The organism is Microbacterium ureisolvens, assembly GCF_015278315.1.
GTDB classification, from domain to species: domain Bacteria; phylum Actinomycetota; class Actinomycetes; order Actinomycetales; family Microbacteriaceae; genus Microbacterium; species Microbacterium ureisolvens.
Window position 1 is genome coordinate 193192 of sequence record NZ_JADIJE010000003.1, and the last position, 12588, is coordinate 205779.

The 12588-nt window shown below is 66.1% G+C and carries 12 protein-coding genes; 5 read left to right on the forward strand and 7 right to left on the reverse strand.

Annotated elements, in window-relative coordinates; all coding sequences use genetic code 11:
* Nucleotides 1-8: 8 nt before the first annotated feature.
* From IM767_RS05815 to IM767_RS05825, 3 genes are all read right to left on the reverse strand, one after another.
* On the reverse strand, nucleotides 9-1505 hold the full coding sequence (locus IM767_RS05815; protein ID WP_109212239.1) for a glyceraldehyde-3-phosphate dehydrogenase: 1497 nt from the start codon (nucleotides 1503-1505) through the stop codon (nucleotides 9-11).
* A gap of 223 nt (nucleotides 1506-1728) precedes the next feature.
* Nucleotides 1729-2502 carry an SDR family NAD(P)-dependent oxidoreductase gene (locus IM767_RS05820; RefSeq protein ID WP_109212219.1) on the reverse strand — a complete coding sequence of 258 codons (774 nt, stop codon included), beginning with the start codon at nucleotides 2500-2502 and terminating at the stop codon, nucleotides 1729-1731.
* Between the two features lie 14 nt (nucleotides 2503-2516).
* Nucleotides 2517-3398: a bifunctional methylenetetrahydrofolate dehydrogenase/methenyltetrahydrofolate cyclohydrolase gene (locus tag IM767_RS05825; RefSeq protein WP_109212218.1), complete on the reverse strand. Its 882-nt coding sequence runs from the start codon at nucleotides 3396-3398 to the stop codon at nucleotides 2517-2519.
* Nucleotides 3399-3670: 272 nt separating this feature from the next.
* Here IM767_RS05825 and IM767_RS05830 point away from each other — a divergent pair, with 272 nt between their 5' ends.
* The gene (locus IM767_RS05830) at nucleotides 3671-4888 is read left to right on the forward strand and encodes a M24 family metallopeptidase (RefSeq protein WP_162564409.1); all 1218 of its coding nucleotides are present in this window, start codon (nucleotides 3671-3673) and stop codon (nucleotides 4886-4888) included.
* A 66-nt stretch (nucleotides 4889-4954) separates the two neighbouring features.
* On the opposite strand, the gene IM767_RS05835 is transcribed toward IM767_RS05830, so the two are convergent.
* From IM767_RS05835 to IM767_RS05850, 4 genes are all read right to left on the reverse strand, one after another.
* On the reverse strand, nucleotides 4955-5899 hold the full coding sequence (locus tag IM767_RS05835; RefSeq protein WP_109212216.1) for a fumarylacetoacetate hydrolase family protein: 945 nt from the start codon (nucleotides 5897-5899) through the stop codon (nucleotides 4955-4957).
* A gap of 10 nt (nucleotides 5900-5909) precedes the next feature.
* A complete protein-coding gene (locus IM767_RS05840; RefSeq protein ID WP_109212215.1) occupies nucleotides 5910-7079 on the reverse strand; it encodes an NAD(P)/FAD-dependent oxidoreductase in 1170 nt (389 codons plus the stop codon).
* A complete protein-coding gene (locus IM767_RS05845; protein ID WP_194398822.1) occupies nucleotides 7076-7579 on the reverse strand; it encodes a type II 3-dehydroquinate dehydratase in 504 nt (167 codons plus the stop codon). The genes IM767_RS05840 and IM767_RS05845 overlap by 4 nt, the downstream gene beginning before the upstream one ends.
* 118 nt (nucleotides 7580-7697) lie before the next feature.
* Nucleotides 7698-8585, reverse strand: coding sequence for an SDR family NAD(P)-dependent oxidoreductase (locus tag IM767_RS05850; protein ID WP_162564427.1), 888 nt, complete (start codon nucleotides 8583-8585; stop codon nucleotides 7698-7700).
* A 28-nt stretch (nucleotides 8586-8613) separates the two neighbouring features.
* On the opposite strand from IM767_RS05850, the gene IM767_RS05855 reads away from it, so the two are divergent.
* The 4 genes from IM767_RS05855 to IM767_RS05870 all read left to right on the forward strand — a co-directional run bounded on the left by IM767_RS05855 (nucleotide 8614) and on the right by IM767_RS05870 (nucleotide 12437).
* Complete coding sequence (locus IM767_RS05855; RefSeq protein WP_109212333.1) at nucleotides 8614-9072, forward strand: nuclear transport factor 2 family protein; 459 nt, start codon at nucleotides 8614-8616, stop codon at nucleotides 9070-9072.
* Between the two features lie 317 nt (nucleotides 9073-9389).
* Nucleotides 9390-10514 carry a quaternary amine ABC transporter ATP-binding protein gene (locus IM767_RS05860; protein WP_109212334.1) on the forward strand — a complete coding sequence of 375 codons (1125 nt, stop codon included), beginning with the start codon at nucleotides 9390-9392 and terminating at the stop codon, nucleotides 10512-10514.
* A gap of 36 nt (nucleotides 10515-10550) precedes the next feature.
* Entirely contained in the window at nucleotides 10551-11474 is a 924-nt protein-coding gene (locus IM767_RS05865) for an ABC transporter permease (RefSeq protein WP_239453531.1), read from the forward strand.
* A gap of 39 nt (nucleotides 11475-11513) precedes the next feature.
* A complete protein-coding gene (locus tag IM767_RS05870) occupies nucleotides 11514-12437 on the forward strand; it encodes a glycine betaine ABC transporter substrate-binding protein (protein WP_109212336.1) in 924 nt (307 codons plus the stop codon).
* Nucleotides 12438-12588: the final 151 nt, after the last annotated feature.

Here is a 12588-nt window from a genome sequence, read left to right on the forward strand (position 1 = left end):
CGGTTCGGTCAGCGAACCGCGACGGCGCCCGTTGTGGTGGCGGCATGGACCTCCGCGCGTGCCGGTACGACGTCAGGGTGGGTGCCGGTCATCCGCTCGATGACGCGCACCACCTGGCAGGAGTACCCGTACTCGTTGTCGTACCAGACGTAGAGAATCAGGGACGACTCGTCGGCGATCGTTGCAAGGCCGTCCACGATCCCCGCTCGGTGCGAGCCGACGAAGTCGGTGGACACCACCTCGGGCGACTCGACGTAGTCGATCTGCTGACGCAGCTCTGAGTGCAGGGACACGCGACGGAGGTACTCGTTGACCTCGTCTTTCGTCGTCGGCCGCTCGAGCGTCAGATTGAGGATCGCCAGAGACACATCGGGCGTGGGAACGCGGATGCTGGAACCGGTGAGCTTGCCCGCGAGCTGGGGGAGGGCCTTGGCCACGGCGGTTGCCGCTCCGGTCTCCGTGATGACCATGTTCATCACGGCCGACCGGCCGCGACGGTCGCCCTTGTGGAAATTGTCGATGAGGTTCTGGTCGTTCGTGAACGAGTGCACGGTCTCCACGTGACCGCGGACGACCCCGTAGGCGTCGTCGATGACCTTGAGTACGGGCGTGATGGCATTCGTCGTGCACGAGGCCGCGGAGAGGATGCGGTCGTCGGGCTCGATCGTGAGGTCGTTGATGCCGTGCACGATGTTTTTCAGCGGCGTCTTGCCCGGTGCGGTGAGCAGTACGCGTGCGGCGCCACTGCTCTCGAGGTGTCGGGAGAGGCCCGCCGCGTCGCGCCAGCGGCCCGTATTGTCAACGATGATCGCGTCGTGGATGCCGTATGCGGTGTAGTCGATGGATGCCGGGTCGTCGGAGTAGATCACCTGGATACGGGTGCCGTTGGCGATGAGCACGTCGTTGTCGGCATCGACGGTGACCGCACCGACGAAAGGCCCGTGCACGGAGTCGCGCGCGAGCAGGCTCGCTCGCTTCACGAGGTCGTTGTCTGATCCACGACGCACGACGATGGCGCGCAGGCGCGGGCCGTGCCCGCTGCCGGCCTGACCGATGAGGATGCGTGCGAGGAGGCGTCCGATCCGCCCGAAGCCGTAGAGCACGACATCCGTCGACGTCGCCCGTTCGAAAGGCCGAAGGAGCCTGGCGCACTCGTTGCGCAGGCCCTCTCCGCAACTGCCGTCTCCCACGACCAGAGTGGTAAGTCGCGCGACGTCCACGGATGCGGGTTCCGGTGAGATGTCCAGGAGCGTGCCGAGCACGACGCCGAGGGCGTCGAGCGATATCTCCTCGTGGCCGATCTGCCGTGCGTGGTCGATCACGGCGAGCACGCCGGTGGCAGAGAGATTCACCAGTCGGTGGCCGTGCACCGACGTGATGACGCCGAAGTCGCGATACAGCCGTCCGATCAGCGGGATAAGCTGCTCGGCCCTCTCCTCGCGCGCGATCCATCCTTGGCGGTGCGACTCGAAGTCGTCGGTGGGCTCAAAAGTGAGCGAGGTCATCGTGTCTCCCATGGACTCTCCGGGGTAGAGCGTCTGTCATGCGGATGCCGATGCCGCACAGTTGTGCGGCGACGGCATCCACTTCGTGTTCAGGAAGCGAAGGCGGCAGGTCCCTCGTCGGGTACTGCGCGCGTTTGGTGCGTGATCGCGTGGGCATACGGATGCTATGGACTATCGATATCAAGCGCATGGAGTTTCGCATCCCGCCCGCGTGCAGAGTTCGTCAAGGCGTCGGCGGCGCTACCGAGGCGGCGCGTGCGAGCCAGCCCCCGTCGGCGAGCACGGCCGAACCGGTCATGATGCGCGACGCGTCGGAGGCCAGAAAGACCGCGACGTCGGCAACCGACTCCGGGGAGGCCATGCCAAGCGGCTGCGCGGCGGCGACGCTGTCCAGCCATGATTCGCGGGTGCGGTAGTGCTGCGCGTGCCGTTCGAGGAGCGGCGTGTCCACGTACCCCGGGCACAGTGCGTGCACCCGGATGTTGTCGGGCGCGTAGTCGATGGCGAGAGCCTTGCTGAGCATGAGCACCGCGGCCTTACTTACGGCGTACGCCGAGAACTGGGGCGCCGACTCGAAAGAGTTGGTCGACGCCCAGTTGACGATCGACCCTCCGCCGGCGCGCTGCAAGGCGGGGATGGCGGCACGGCAGACGTTCACCACGCCGTGAAAGTTGGTGTTGAGCGTCTGATCCCAGATGTCGCGATCCTCGAGGAACGACCCTTCCTTGGCCACCCCGGCGACGTTGAAGACGATGTCGAGCGCGCCGAACTCCGAGATGGCGCGGTCGACGAGGGCGCTGGCGTCGTTCTCGTCGGTAACGTCTGCGCGCATCGTCACGAACCGCTCGTCCGTGGGCAGCGCCGCAAGCGCCTCGCGATTCCGGCCCCCGGCGACCACGTTGGCACCGGCGTCGCGCAGTGCGATGGCCGCAGCGTGCCCCATGCCGGAGGTTGCGCCGGTGACGATGGCGGTCTTACCGTTCAGCGAGTACGTCATGTTCGTTCCTTCGTTCAGGATGATGCGCGTTCGGCGGCTTCGACGACGTTGGTCATGAGCAGCGCCACCGTCATGGGTCCGACGCCGCCGGGGTTGGGCGAGAGGTAGCCGGCGACCTCGGCGACGTCCGGGGCGACGTCGCCGTAGACGCGGGACTTGCCGGTCTCGGGGTCGTCCTCACGGGTGACGCCCACGTCGAGGACGGCCGCACCGGGCTTCACGTCGGCAGCCTGCACGATGTGCTTGACGCCCGCGGCGGCCACGATCACATCAGCCTGGCGGAGGTGATGCGACAGGTCGGCCGTGCCGGTGTGCGTCAGGGTCACGGTCGCGTTGATCTCGCGACGCGTGAGCAGCAGGCCGATCGAGCGGCCGATGGTCACGCCGCGGCCCACGACGACCACGTCCTTGCCTTTGAGGTCGTAGTCGTTGCGCAGCAGCAGCTCGATGACGCCTCGCGGCGTGCACGGCAGCGGCGTCGTGATCGGGGAGTTGACGTTGAGCACAAGGCGCCCGAGGTTGGTCGGATGCAGGCCGTCGGCGTCCTTCGCGGGGTCGATGCGCTCGAGGATCGCGTCGGTGTCGAGGTGCTTGGGCAGCGGCAGCTGCACGATGTAGCCGTGGCACTCCGGGTCGGCGTTGAGCTCGTCGATGAGCGCCTCGACCTCGGCCTGCGTGGCGTCGGCCGCAAGTTCGCGCTGGATCGAGTTCATGCCGATGGCCTCGGACTCGCGGTGCTTCATCCCGACGTATAGCTGCGACGCCGGGTCGGCGCCGACGAGCACGGTCGCGATGCCGGGCGTGACGCCGCGGTCCTTGAGCGCCGCCACGCGCTCGCGCAGCTCGTCCTTGATCTGGGCCGCAGCCGCGCGCCCGTCGAGCTTCTGTGCGGTCATCCGTTCGTCCCTTCGATTGGTGGAGTTAGCGTCTTCTGTGACACCGATCGACGTCCGTTCAGTCGCGTCGCGACGTAGGGTCCGTCACGTAAGTCGAGATTGTGGTGTTTCTCATAGCCATCCCTCCAAGGCGGCGGCGGGTTGCTTCTCAGCCGGGCGACACACCCATTGATCATAATATCGATTGTGCATATTCTGCTAGTAGCTATACATCAGGTGGGACCGCGTTGGTGCATCGGCCGATGCCGTCCGACCTCAGTCGAAGGAGAACCATGACGGCAACGTATGCATCAACCAACCCGACCGGTCGCGAACGACACCTGGCCACGGCAGTCGATCTCGATGCGCTCAATGCGGAGCGGCTGGAGCGGGCCAAGGCGGGACTGCGCACGGCAGGGATCGCGGCGGCCCTCTTGTTCGACCCCGCCAACGTGCGGTATGCCACCTGCGATGGCCAATCCATCGTGTTCAACCTGCACGACCCGTTCCGCTGGGCACTCGTCTTCGCCGAGGACGAGCCGATCTTGTGGGAGAGCTACGACGAGATGCGCATCACCCGCAGCCGCTGGACCGGCGACATGCGGGAAGCGCACGGTTTCGGCTACTTCGGTTCGGGACCGGACAGCACCGAAGATGCGCGGATCGCGATGGACGAGGTGTACGCCGAACTGTCGTCGCGGGGGCTGCTGGGTGAGCCTCTCGGGATCGACCGCGCCAACGCTGTGGTGTTCCTCGAGCTGCAGCGGCGCGGCATCAAGCTGGTCAACGCCTCGCCGGCGCTGGAGGTCGCACGGGCGGTCAAGACGCCGCTTGAACTCGACATCCATCGGGACAACGCGCGCCTCGTCGACATCGCGGTCAACGCGTTCCTCCCGGCGCTCGTGCCGGGCCGCACCGAGAATGAGATGTGGGCGGAGCTCGCGCACCAGACCTTTGCTCACGGCGCGCTCTACGCCGAGGCGCGCCTGCTGTCGTCGGGGCCGCGCACCAACCCGTGGATGCAGGAGGCGTCCGACAGGGTCGTGCTGGACGGGGAGATCGTCGGGTTCGACACCGACCTCGTCGGGCCGTACGGGTACCTCACCGACATTTCCCGGTCCTACCTCGTGGGCGAGAAGGCTCCCACCACGGAGCAGCGGGACGTTTATCAGGCCGCCTATTACTACGTGCACGAGAGCATCCCCGAGTTCACCGCCGGGCGCAGCTTCCAGGAGCTCGGGGAACTGCTCGGCGCGCGCATGCCGAAGGAGTACCAGTCGCAGCGCTATCCGTTCATCGCGCACGGCTGCGGGGCGGTGGACGAGTACCCGGTCGTCGTGCTCGGCGACAACCACGCAGGCGTTCTGGAGCCTGGCATGGTGCTGAGCGTCGAGGGCTACATGGGACGGGTGGGCGGCCCGTTCGGCGTGAAGTACGAGGACCAGATCATCATCACCGACGGCGCTCCCGAGCTCATCTCGTTCGCGCCCGCTGACGAGCGGCTGCTGTAGGTCCGAGACGTTCTCAGACAGAAGGGCCCCGGGATCGAGATCCCGGGGCCCTTCTGCGGTGAGGTGTCAGACCGCCGAGGATGCTGCGCTCTCGCGAGCCGCCGCCGCCGGCGCCGCCTCGCGCACGGTCGGGTTGCGGAGCGTGCCCAGGCCCTCGATGGTGACCGCCATGACGTCGCCGTCGACGAGCCAGCGCTGCTCCTGCTGCTCGAAGACGACACCCGCGGGCGTGCCGGTGGCGATGATGTCACCGGGTTCCAGCGTCATCACCTCACTGATGAACTCGATCGTCTGTGCGACGCCGAACACCATGCTGCCGGTGGTGTCGTGCTGCTTGACATCGTCGTTGAGCTTGGTCGTGAGCTGCAGGTTCTGCGGGTCGGGGATGAGTGCCGCCGGCACGAGGCCCGGGCCCATCGGTGCGAACGTGTCGACACCCTTGCCGTGGGTCCACTGGCTCGTCGCGAGCTGAAGATCGCGGGCCGAGACGTCGTTGAAGACGGCGTAGCCGGCGACGTAGTCGAGTGCGTCCTCGCGTGACACCTGCTTCGCGCGCTTGCCGATGACCACAGCGAGCTCGCCCTCGTAGTCGACTTTGTCGTCCGCGCGCGGCAGCACCACGTTCGCGTCGGCGCCGACGAGGCCGTTCTGGAACTTGGCGAAGAACACCGGCACCGCCGGAACCTCGAAGCCGGCGCCGTCGGCGTGCGCCTGGTAGTTGAGGCCGAGGCAGAGGATCTTGCTCGGTCGCAGTACAGGGGGGCCGAGTTCGATGTCGGTCAGTGCCACCGTGCTCGCTCCGTTCCCGGTCACGCGCGAGACGAGCTCGTCGATGCCGGAGTCGTTGGCCAGCACCGCCGCGGCGACGACGTCACCGTCGATGCCGTCGATGCCGTCCAGCGGCCAGACGGCGCCTTCGTGCACGAAGCCCGGCGCGAAAGCGTCGTCCGTGCGGGTGCGCCAGGTCACGAGCGAGTGCTCGGGAACCTCCGTGGTGTAGTCGGATCTCATGATGCTCTTCCTATTCGGTCGTGAGGATAGATGAGACGTCTGCCCGGATGCGATCCGGGCGGAACTGCGCGAGGGCGTCCTCGTCGCGACCGTGCAGTGTCTCGGCGGTGACGAGGTCGGCCACGGCCGGCGCGATGGTGACGGCGGCGTGCGCAAACACCATGTAGAGACCGTTCAGGCCGAACGGGCGTCCGATGATCGGCGACCCGTCGACGGGTAGGGCGCGCGCGGTGATGAGCGCCTGCTCCATGCGGGCGTTCCTGAGCGCGGGGACGAATTCCGCAGAGCGTTCCAGGAGCGCCTGACCGATCCGATCCGCCGCCTCCTGGTCCGCGTCGAGCCCGCCAATGTCGCCGAGCTGGTAGTCCTCCGTCGGAGACCACACCATCGTGCGCCCGCCGTCGTGGGGGCGGTAGCTGATGTCGTCGACCGAAGCCACCTGCTGAACGGAGCCTTCGACGGGCTCCGTGATCACCAGCAGACCCGGGACAGGGGTGCCGGCCGCTTCGCGCTCGGCGACGAAGCGCGACTCCTCTCCGGTGAGGGAGAGGAGCTCGTCGGTCCAGCGCCCGGCGCACACGATGACCTCGTCGCTGTCGAGGGTGTCGCCCGACGCCAGGCGGACGCCGGTCACGGTGTCGCCGTCGCGGAGGATGTCGGTGACGGCGTCGCCGGTCCGGAAGGTTGCGCCCAGTAGCGAGGCGCGCTCGGCGAAGTCGCGGGTCATCGCCGGAGCATCCACCCATCCTTCGCCCGGATAGCGGTAGATGCGCTTGGACTCGAATGTGGCGAATGCTGGCTCGACCGCCGTCGCGTCACCGTGCAGCCGTTCGGCCGGGTAGCCCAGTTCGATCAGGCTGTTGACGTGCGCGTCCTGGGAGGCGAAGTCGTCTCCCGTTCGGGCGACGTTGAGCGTCCCGACATTGTGCCACCAGGGGGCGTTTCCTTCTGCGGCCATGCGCGCGTAAGCGCGCATGCCCGCCCACCGCAGGTCGAAGTATCTCCAATAGCCCGAGTAGCTGGCGTTCGCCTGCGAGAATGTGGCGCCCGTCGTGCCGCCCGCGATCTCACCCGAGTCGACCACGGTCACCGTCGCTCCGGCGTTTGCAAGACGTTCGGCGATCATCACGCCGACGATGCCGGCACCGATGACGGTGACGGTGCGCGTGTCGGCACTCACTTGTCGGCTCCGAGGAAGCTGTTGTCGTCGATGGCGAGGGCGAGGGAGAGGATGGCGGCGAAGTACCCGTAGTGGCGCATGCCTTCGTAGATGCCGACGGCGGTGTGGCTGAAGATGGAGCCGACGTCGCGGCCGGGGTCGACGCTGTGCTTCCAGGTCGACAGGTTCGCGAAGTGGACTTCCATGTAGGGGGCGCCGGTGTCGGTGAGGGCGTCGCGGGTGGCCTGGCCGTAGTAGGTGAGGCCGGCGGGGTTGATGAGGAAGCCGTCGACGGTGCCCTGGGTGTCGTGGATGAAGTGCAGGATCTCGCCTTCGAAGTCGGACTGGAAGTGCACGATTTCGACGTTGATGCTGGCGGCGAACTCGTCGACCATCGCGTTGAGGGCGTCCAGGGAGGTGACCGGGCCGAACAGGCCGGGGTTGCGCTTGCCGAGCTGACCCATGTTGGGTCCGTTCACGAACGCGAACTTCAGGGTGCGGGCCGATTCACGCAGGGCCATCACATACTCCTTCGTCAAGATGATCAAACGGTAAGCACAGAATATGCACAATCGATATTCTGTGCAAGGTGTCGATCACCTGATCCGGGGTGGTGCGACCCGGATCAGGCGATGTCCGCTAGCGAGCGGGCGGGGGAGCGACCGAGGCGGAACGGGCCGCTTGGCCGCCGTCCGTCATCACTGCCGAGCCGGTCATGATCCGCGAGGCGTCCGATGCGAGGAACACGACGACATCCGCCACTGCATCCGGCGTACCGAGTCCGAGTGGCTGGATGGCCGCGACGACCTGCTGCCATGCGGCCTCGCTGGGGTAGGTGCGCGCGACGCGGTCCATCATCGGGGTGGCGGTGTGCCCAGGGCAGACTGTGTTCGCGCGGATGCCGTCGGCGGCGAACTCGACCGCGAGGGACATGCTGAGCATGTGCACAGCGGCCTTGCTGATCGAGTACGCAGAGAGCTCGGGCGTGGCGACGAAGGAGTTGATCGAACCCCAGTTGACGATCGACCCACCACCTGCGCGCTTGAGCGCCGGGATCGCCGCACGGCACATATTCACCGTCCCGTTGAGGTTGATGTTCATCGTGCGCTGCCACACGTCGTCGACCTCACCGAATGGCTCCTCCGTGCAGATGCCGGCAGCGTTGCAGACGACGTCCAGGGCACCGAACTGCTTCTCGGCAAGTTCGACGACGGCTTTGACGTCGGCAGGATTGGTGACGTCGCAGCGAATCGTGGCGAGCTGCGGGCTGCTCGGCAGCGTTGCCAGCCCAGCCTCCGTGACGTCGGCGGCGACGACGGCGGCGCCCGCCTCCAGCAACGCAACGGCCGCAGCCCGGCCCATGCCTGATGCGGCGCCCGTGACGATCGCCGTCTTACCTTCGAGTGTTGCGGCCACAGGGATCTCCTTCATAAATGGGCGGCGTGGACACAGTGAGAATATGCACAATCGATATTGCGCGCAACACTCTATGTGAGTAGCGTCTGCCCCGTCGGCGCGACTGCGCACGCGACTCATCATCCTCGGAAGGGACGCCATGTCGTCGGATACCCATGAACACCTTGACCTTGCTGCGCGGGCGTACGACCAGCTCGCCATGCAGGAGACGCTCGCGCGCTACGGCTGGGGCTTCGACGAAGACGACTTCGACATGCTCGCCGACACCTTCACGGAGGAGGCAACCTCGGGCGGGCGGGTGACTGGCTCCGATCAGAGCTGGGGCCCCTCCACCGGCCGCGATGCGATCGTCACGGAACTGCGCGCCTCGCGTGCGGCGAAGAACGCCCAGGGGCGACACACCCTCCACACATTCCGCTTCGAGAACCAGACGTCCACGTCTGCCGTGATGCACTGCTACGTCCTCATCAGCTCGGCGCAGCCGGGCGGCATGGTGATCTCGAGCGCCGGCTGGTACCGCGCTGAGATGGTGAAAGAGAGCGATGGCCAGTGGCGGATGTCGAGCCTCGAAGCTCTCCTCGACAGCACGTTCCTCTAAGGGTCAGCCGGTGCGCCATGGCCACACTGAACGCGATGCGGTGTTACGGAATGATTACCGCTCGCCGAAGGTGTTGACGGGAATATCGATTGTGCATATTCTTGGCGCCAAGACACATCGGTACTACGGGTGGAGATGGTAAGACCGGACCTCACGGTCCGTGTCGCCAGCCCGACCCCACTATTAGTAGGAGCCCTGATGCAACGACGTACTCGGACTTCAAGTGATGCTCCGGCGCGCAGCGCCAGACCATCTTCCGCGCCGAGCGGGCACCGCCGTGGCGGGCCGCGACGAATGCCGTGGGCAGGTGGGTGCTGATGTACGCCATCGAAGCCTCCGACACCTTCAAAGTCTTCGGCAAGAAGGCGGATGACGCCGTCGAACGCCTCAAGCGCGGGGCAACGCGCGAGCAGCTGCGCCACGAAGGCCTCACCGCCGCCGTCATCGACGCCTCGTTCACCGTGAACGAGGGCGAGGTCTTCGTCGTGATGGGCCTCTCCGGATCAGGGAAATCCACCCTCATCCGCATGGTCAACGGGCTGGTCGAGCCGACCGCGGGTTCGCTCCGCGTCTACGGCGAGGACGTCGTCGGGATGAAAGGCAGCGCGCTGCGCCAGATGCGACGAGAGAAGGTCAGCATGGTGTTTCAGCACTTCGCGCTCTTCCCTCACCGCACCGTCGGCGAGAACGCAGCGTATGGACTGCGCGTGCAAGGCATCTCGAAGGATGAGTGCCAGCGCCGCGCCAACGACGCGCTGAAGATGGTCGGACTCGGCGGCTGGGAAGACTCGAAGCCCGGTCAGCTCTCCGGTGGCATGCGTCAGCGAGTCGGCCTCGCACGAGCGCTCGCCACCGGCACGAAGATCATGCTGATGGACGAGTCGTTCAGTGCGCTGGACCCGCTCATCAAACGGGAAATGCAGGATCAGCTCATCGAGCTTCAGCAGAAGCTCGACAAGACGATCCTCTTCATCACGCACGATCTCAACGAGGCCATGCGGCTCGGTGACCGGATCGCGATGATGCGCGACGGCAGGATCGACCAGATCGGAACCGCTGAGCAGATCCTCAATGCGCCGGCCAGCGACTACGTCCGTCAGTTCGTGCGCGACGTCGATCGGGCGCGGGTTCTGACGGCCGGCCAGGTGATGACACCAGTGGACGAGGCGGATGTCGCGCATGACGACAAGAGGACGGTTTCCGCGACCACTCATCTCAGCGAACTCTTCGATCTCAGCGCGAGCACAACCGACGCGCTCACCGTCGTCGATGACGGCGGCCACGCGATCGGTGAACTCACGCACACGAGTGTCATCGCCGCGCTCAGTCAGACCGGTGCCGTCCCCGTTGTGATGGGAAGGAACAGGATGTTCGGCAAGAAGACCAAGCAGCCAGACACGACCGCTCGTACCGCCGAGCCCCTTCGTCAAGGTGGTGCCTGAGCCATGTTCCGGACAGATCTCATCCCCGTCCCTCAGGTGCCCGTCGGGGACGCGTTCGAGGCCTTCTTCGATTGGCTGAACGTCACCTTCGGGCCAGCATTCGATGCGTTCAGCGACTTCATGGGAGCGATTCTCGACGGCTTCATCGCCGTCTTGTCGGCGCCCGATCCCGTCATCCTCGCCCTGATCTTCGGTCTGATTGCGCTGGTCACCCGCGGCTGGAAGTTCGCGGTGCTCGGGTTCCTCGGCTTGGTCCTGATCATTGCGATGGGGCAGTGGTACGCAGCGATGCAGACACTCGCTCTCGTCCTCGTCGCCGCCGCCGTAGCCGTGCTCATCTCCGTTCCGCTAGGAATCCTTGCGGCCCGCAGCAAGACGGCGAGCTCGATCCTCCGACCCATCCTTGACTTCATGCAGACGATGCCCGGGTTCGTGTGGCTCGTCCCTGTCGTCACGCTGTTCGGGATCGGCATCGTCCCCGGCGTGATCGCGACGATCATCTTCGCGCTGCCGCCGGGCGTCCGGCTGACCGAACTCGGCCTCCGATCCGTGGACGGTGAGGTGGTCGAGGCCGCCGAAGCCTTCGGCGCGACGCCGCGGCAGACCCTGCTCGGCGTGCAGCTTCCGCTCGCCACGCCCGCGATCATGGCCGGCGTCAACCAGGTGATCATGATGGCGTTGTCCATGGCGGTCATTGCGGGCCTCGTCGGAGCGGGCGGTCTTGGCGGTCAGGTTACCTCTGCCATCGCGACGCTGAACGTTGGGCTGGGATTCGAGGCAGGGCTCTCCGTGGTCATCCTCGCGATCTACCTGGACCGAGTGACAGCGTCGTTCGGCGCGGGGACCAGCATCTCTCGCGCGAAATTCTGGCACCGCAAGACCCGCCCCGCTGTCGAGGAGCCTGCCCCGCTCGACGCGACCATCACTGCCGAAATCGCGCACGAAAAAGTTGGTGGATAGGCAACCCGCGCCTCTCCGACTTCAAGAAAGAGGAACGAAATGAGCAGCACTACGCGTACGCTTTCCGCCGTTGCCATCGTCGGCGCGGCAGCGCTCGCCCTGGTCGGCTGCGCCGGGTCTTCCGGTGCCGACACGGGCGACGGAGGTGACAGCGGATCCGACAAGGCGGTGACCCTGGGTGTCGTTTCGGGGTGGAACGACATGACCGACATCGCGAATCTGTACAAGTACGTCCTGGAGAAGAACGGCTACACCGTCGACATCAAGGAGCTCAGCGAGATCGCGACCATGTATGTCGCGGCCAGCGAGGGCGACGTCGACACGTTCTCGACCTCGCCCTCCACCATCCACAAGCAGTACTGGGACAAGTACCAGGACGACCTGGAGATCGTGGGCTCCTACTACGAGGACGCCTCGATCTTCCTGGCCGTTCCCGACTACGCGTCGGACCTGCAGTCGATCGAAGACCTGCCGGATCACGCCGAGGAGCTGAACAGCACCATCGTCAGCATCGAACCCGGCGCCGGCGTCGTATCGACCGCGAAGGACGTCGTGTTCCCGGCATACGGCCTGGACGGCATCTTCACGCTCCAGACCTCGTCGACGGCGGCGATGCTCGCGAGCCTGCAGGAGGCTGTCGACAACCAGAAGCCGATCGTGGTGACGGGCTGGTCGCCGTGGTGGGCAAACTCCACCTTTGACCTGCGCAAGCTCGAGGACCCGAAGAAGGCGTACGGGGACCCCTACACGCTCGACATGGTTGCGACCGCGGGCTTCTCCGACGCGCACCCTGACGTCGCGAACATGATTCAGAACCTCGTGCTGACGGAAGACCAGTTCAACACCCTCGACAACGCCGTCTACCAGGAGTTCGAGGCGGGCCAGGAGCAGGAAGCAGTCGCCTCGTGGCTCGAGCAGAACCCCGACATTCTCGAGCAGATGGAGGCCGCCCTGAACGGCTGAGCACCACCAAAGGGTTGTCTCGCGCTGCCGACGGCGTCGAAGCGCGACATCATCCGACCGCCTGTGGGGGCGGTGATCGTCCAGGCGATCACCGCCCCCATCTCGCATACGCCCGATCTGCCCACCGAAGCCGGGACACACCGCCACGTCA

Excerpts from the sequence above, each read along its gene's own strand:
- IM767_RS05860 (WP_109212334.1), top strand. The coding sequence starts at position 9,390 with ATGTACGCCATCGAAGCCTCCGACACCTTCAAAGTCTTCGGCAAGAAG.
- IM767_RS05845 (WP_194398822.1), bottom strand. The coding sequence starts at position 7,579 with ATGGCCCTGCGTGAATCGGCCCGCACCCTGAAGTTCGCGTTCGTGAAC.
- IM767_RS05825 (WP_109212218.1), bottom strand. The coding sequence starts at position 3,398 with ATGACCGCACAGAAGCTCGACGGGCGCGCGGCTGCGGCCCAGATCAAG.
- IM767_RS05820 (WP_109212219.1), bottom strand. The coding sequence starts at position 2,502 with ATGACGTACTCGCTGAACGGTAAGACCGCCATCGTCACCGGCGCAACC.
- IM767_RS05815 (WP_109212239.1), bottom strand. The coding sequence starts at position 1,505 with ATGACCTCGCTCACTTTTGAGCCCACCGACGACTTCGAGTCGCACCGC.
- IM767_RS05870 (WP_109212336.1), top strand. The coding sequence starts at position 11,514 with ATGAGCAGCACTACGCGTACGCTTTCCGCCGTTGCCATCGTCGGCGCG.
- IM767_RS05835 (WP_109212216.1), bottom strand. The coding sequence starts at position 5,899 with ATGAGATCCGACTACACCACGGAGGTTCCCGAGCACTCGCTCGTGACC.
- IM767_RS05855 (WP_109212333.1), top strand. The coding sequence starts at position 8,614 with ATGTCGTCGGATACCCATGAACACCTTGACCTTGCTGCGCGGGCGTAC.
- IM767_RS05830 (WP_162564409.1), top strand. The coding sequence starts at position 3,671 with ATGACGGCAACGTATGCATCAACCAACCCGACCGGTCGCGAACGACAC.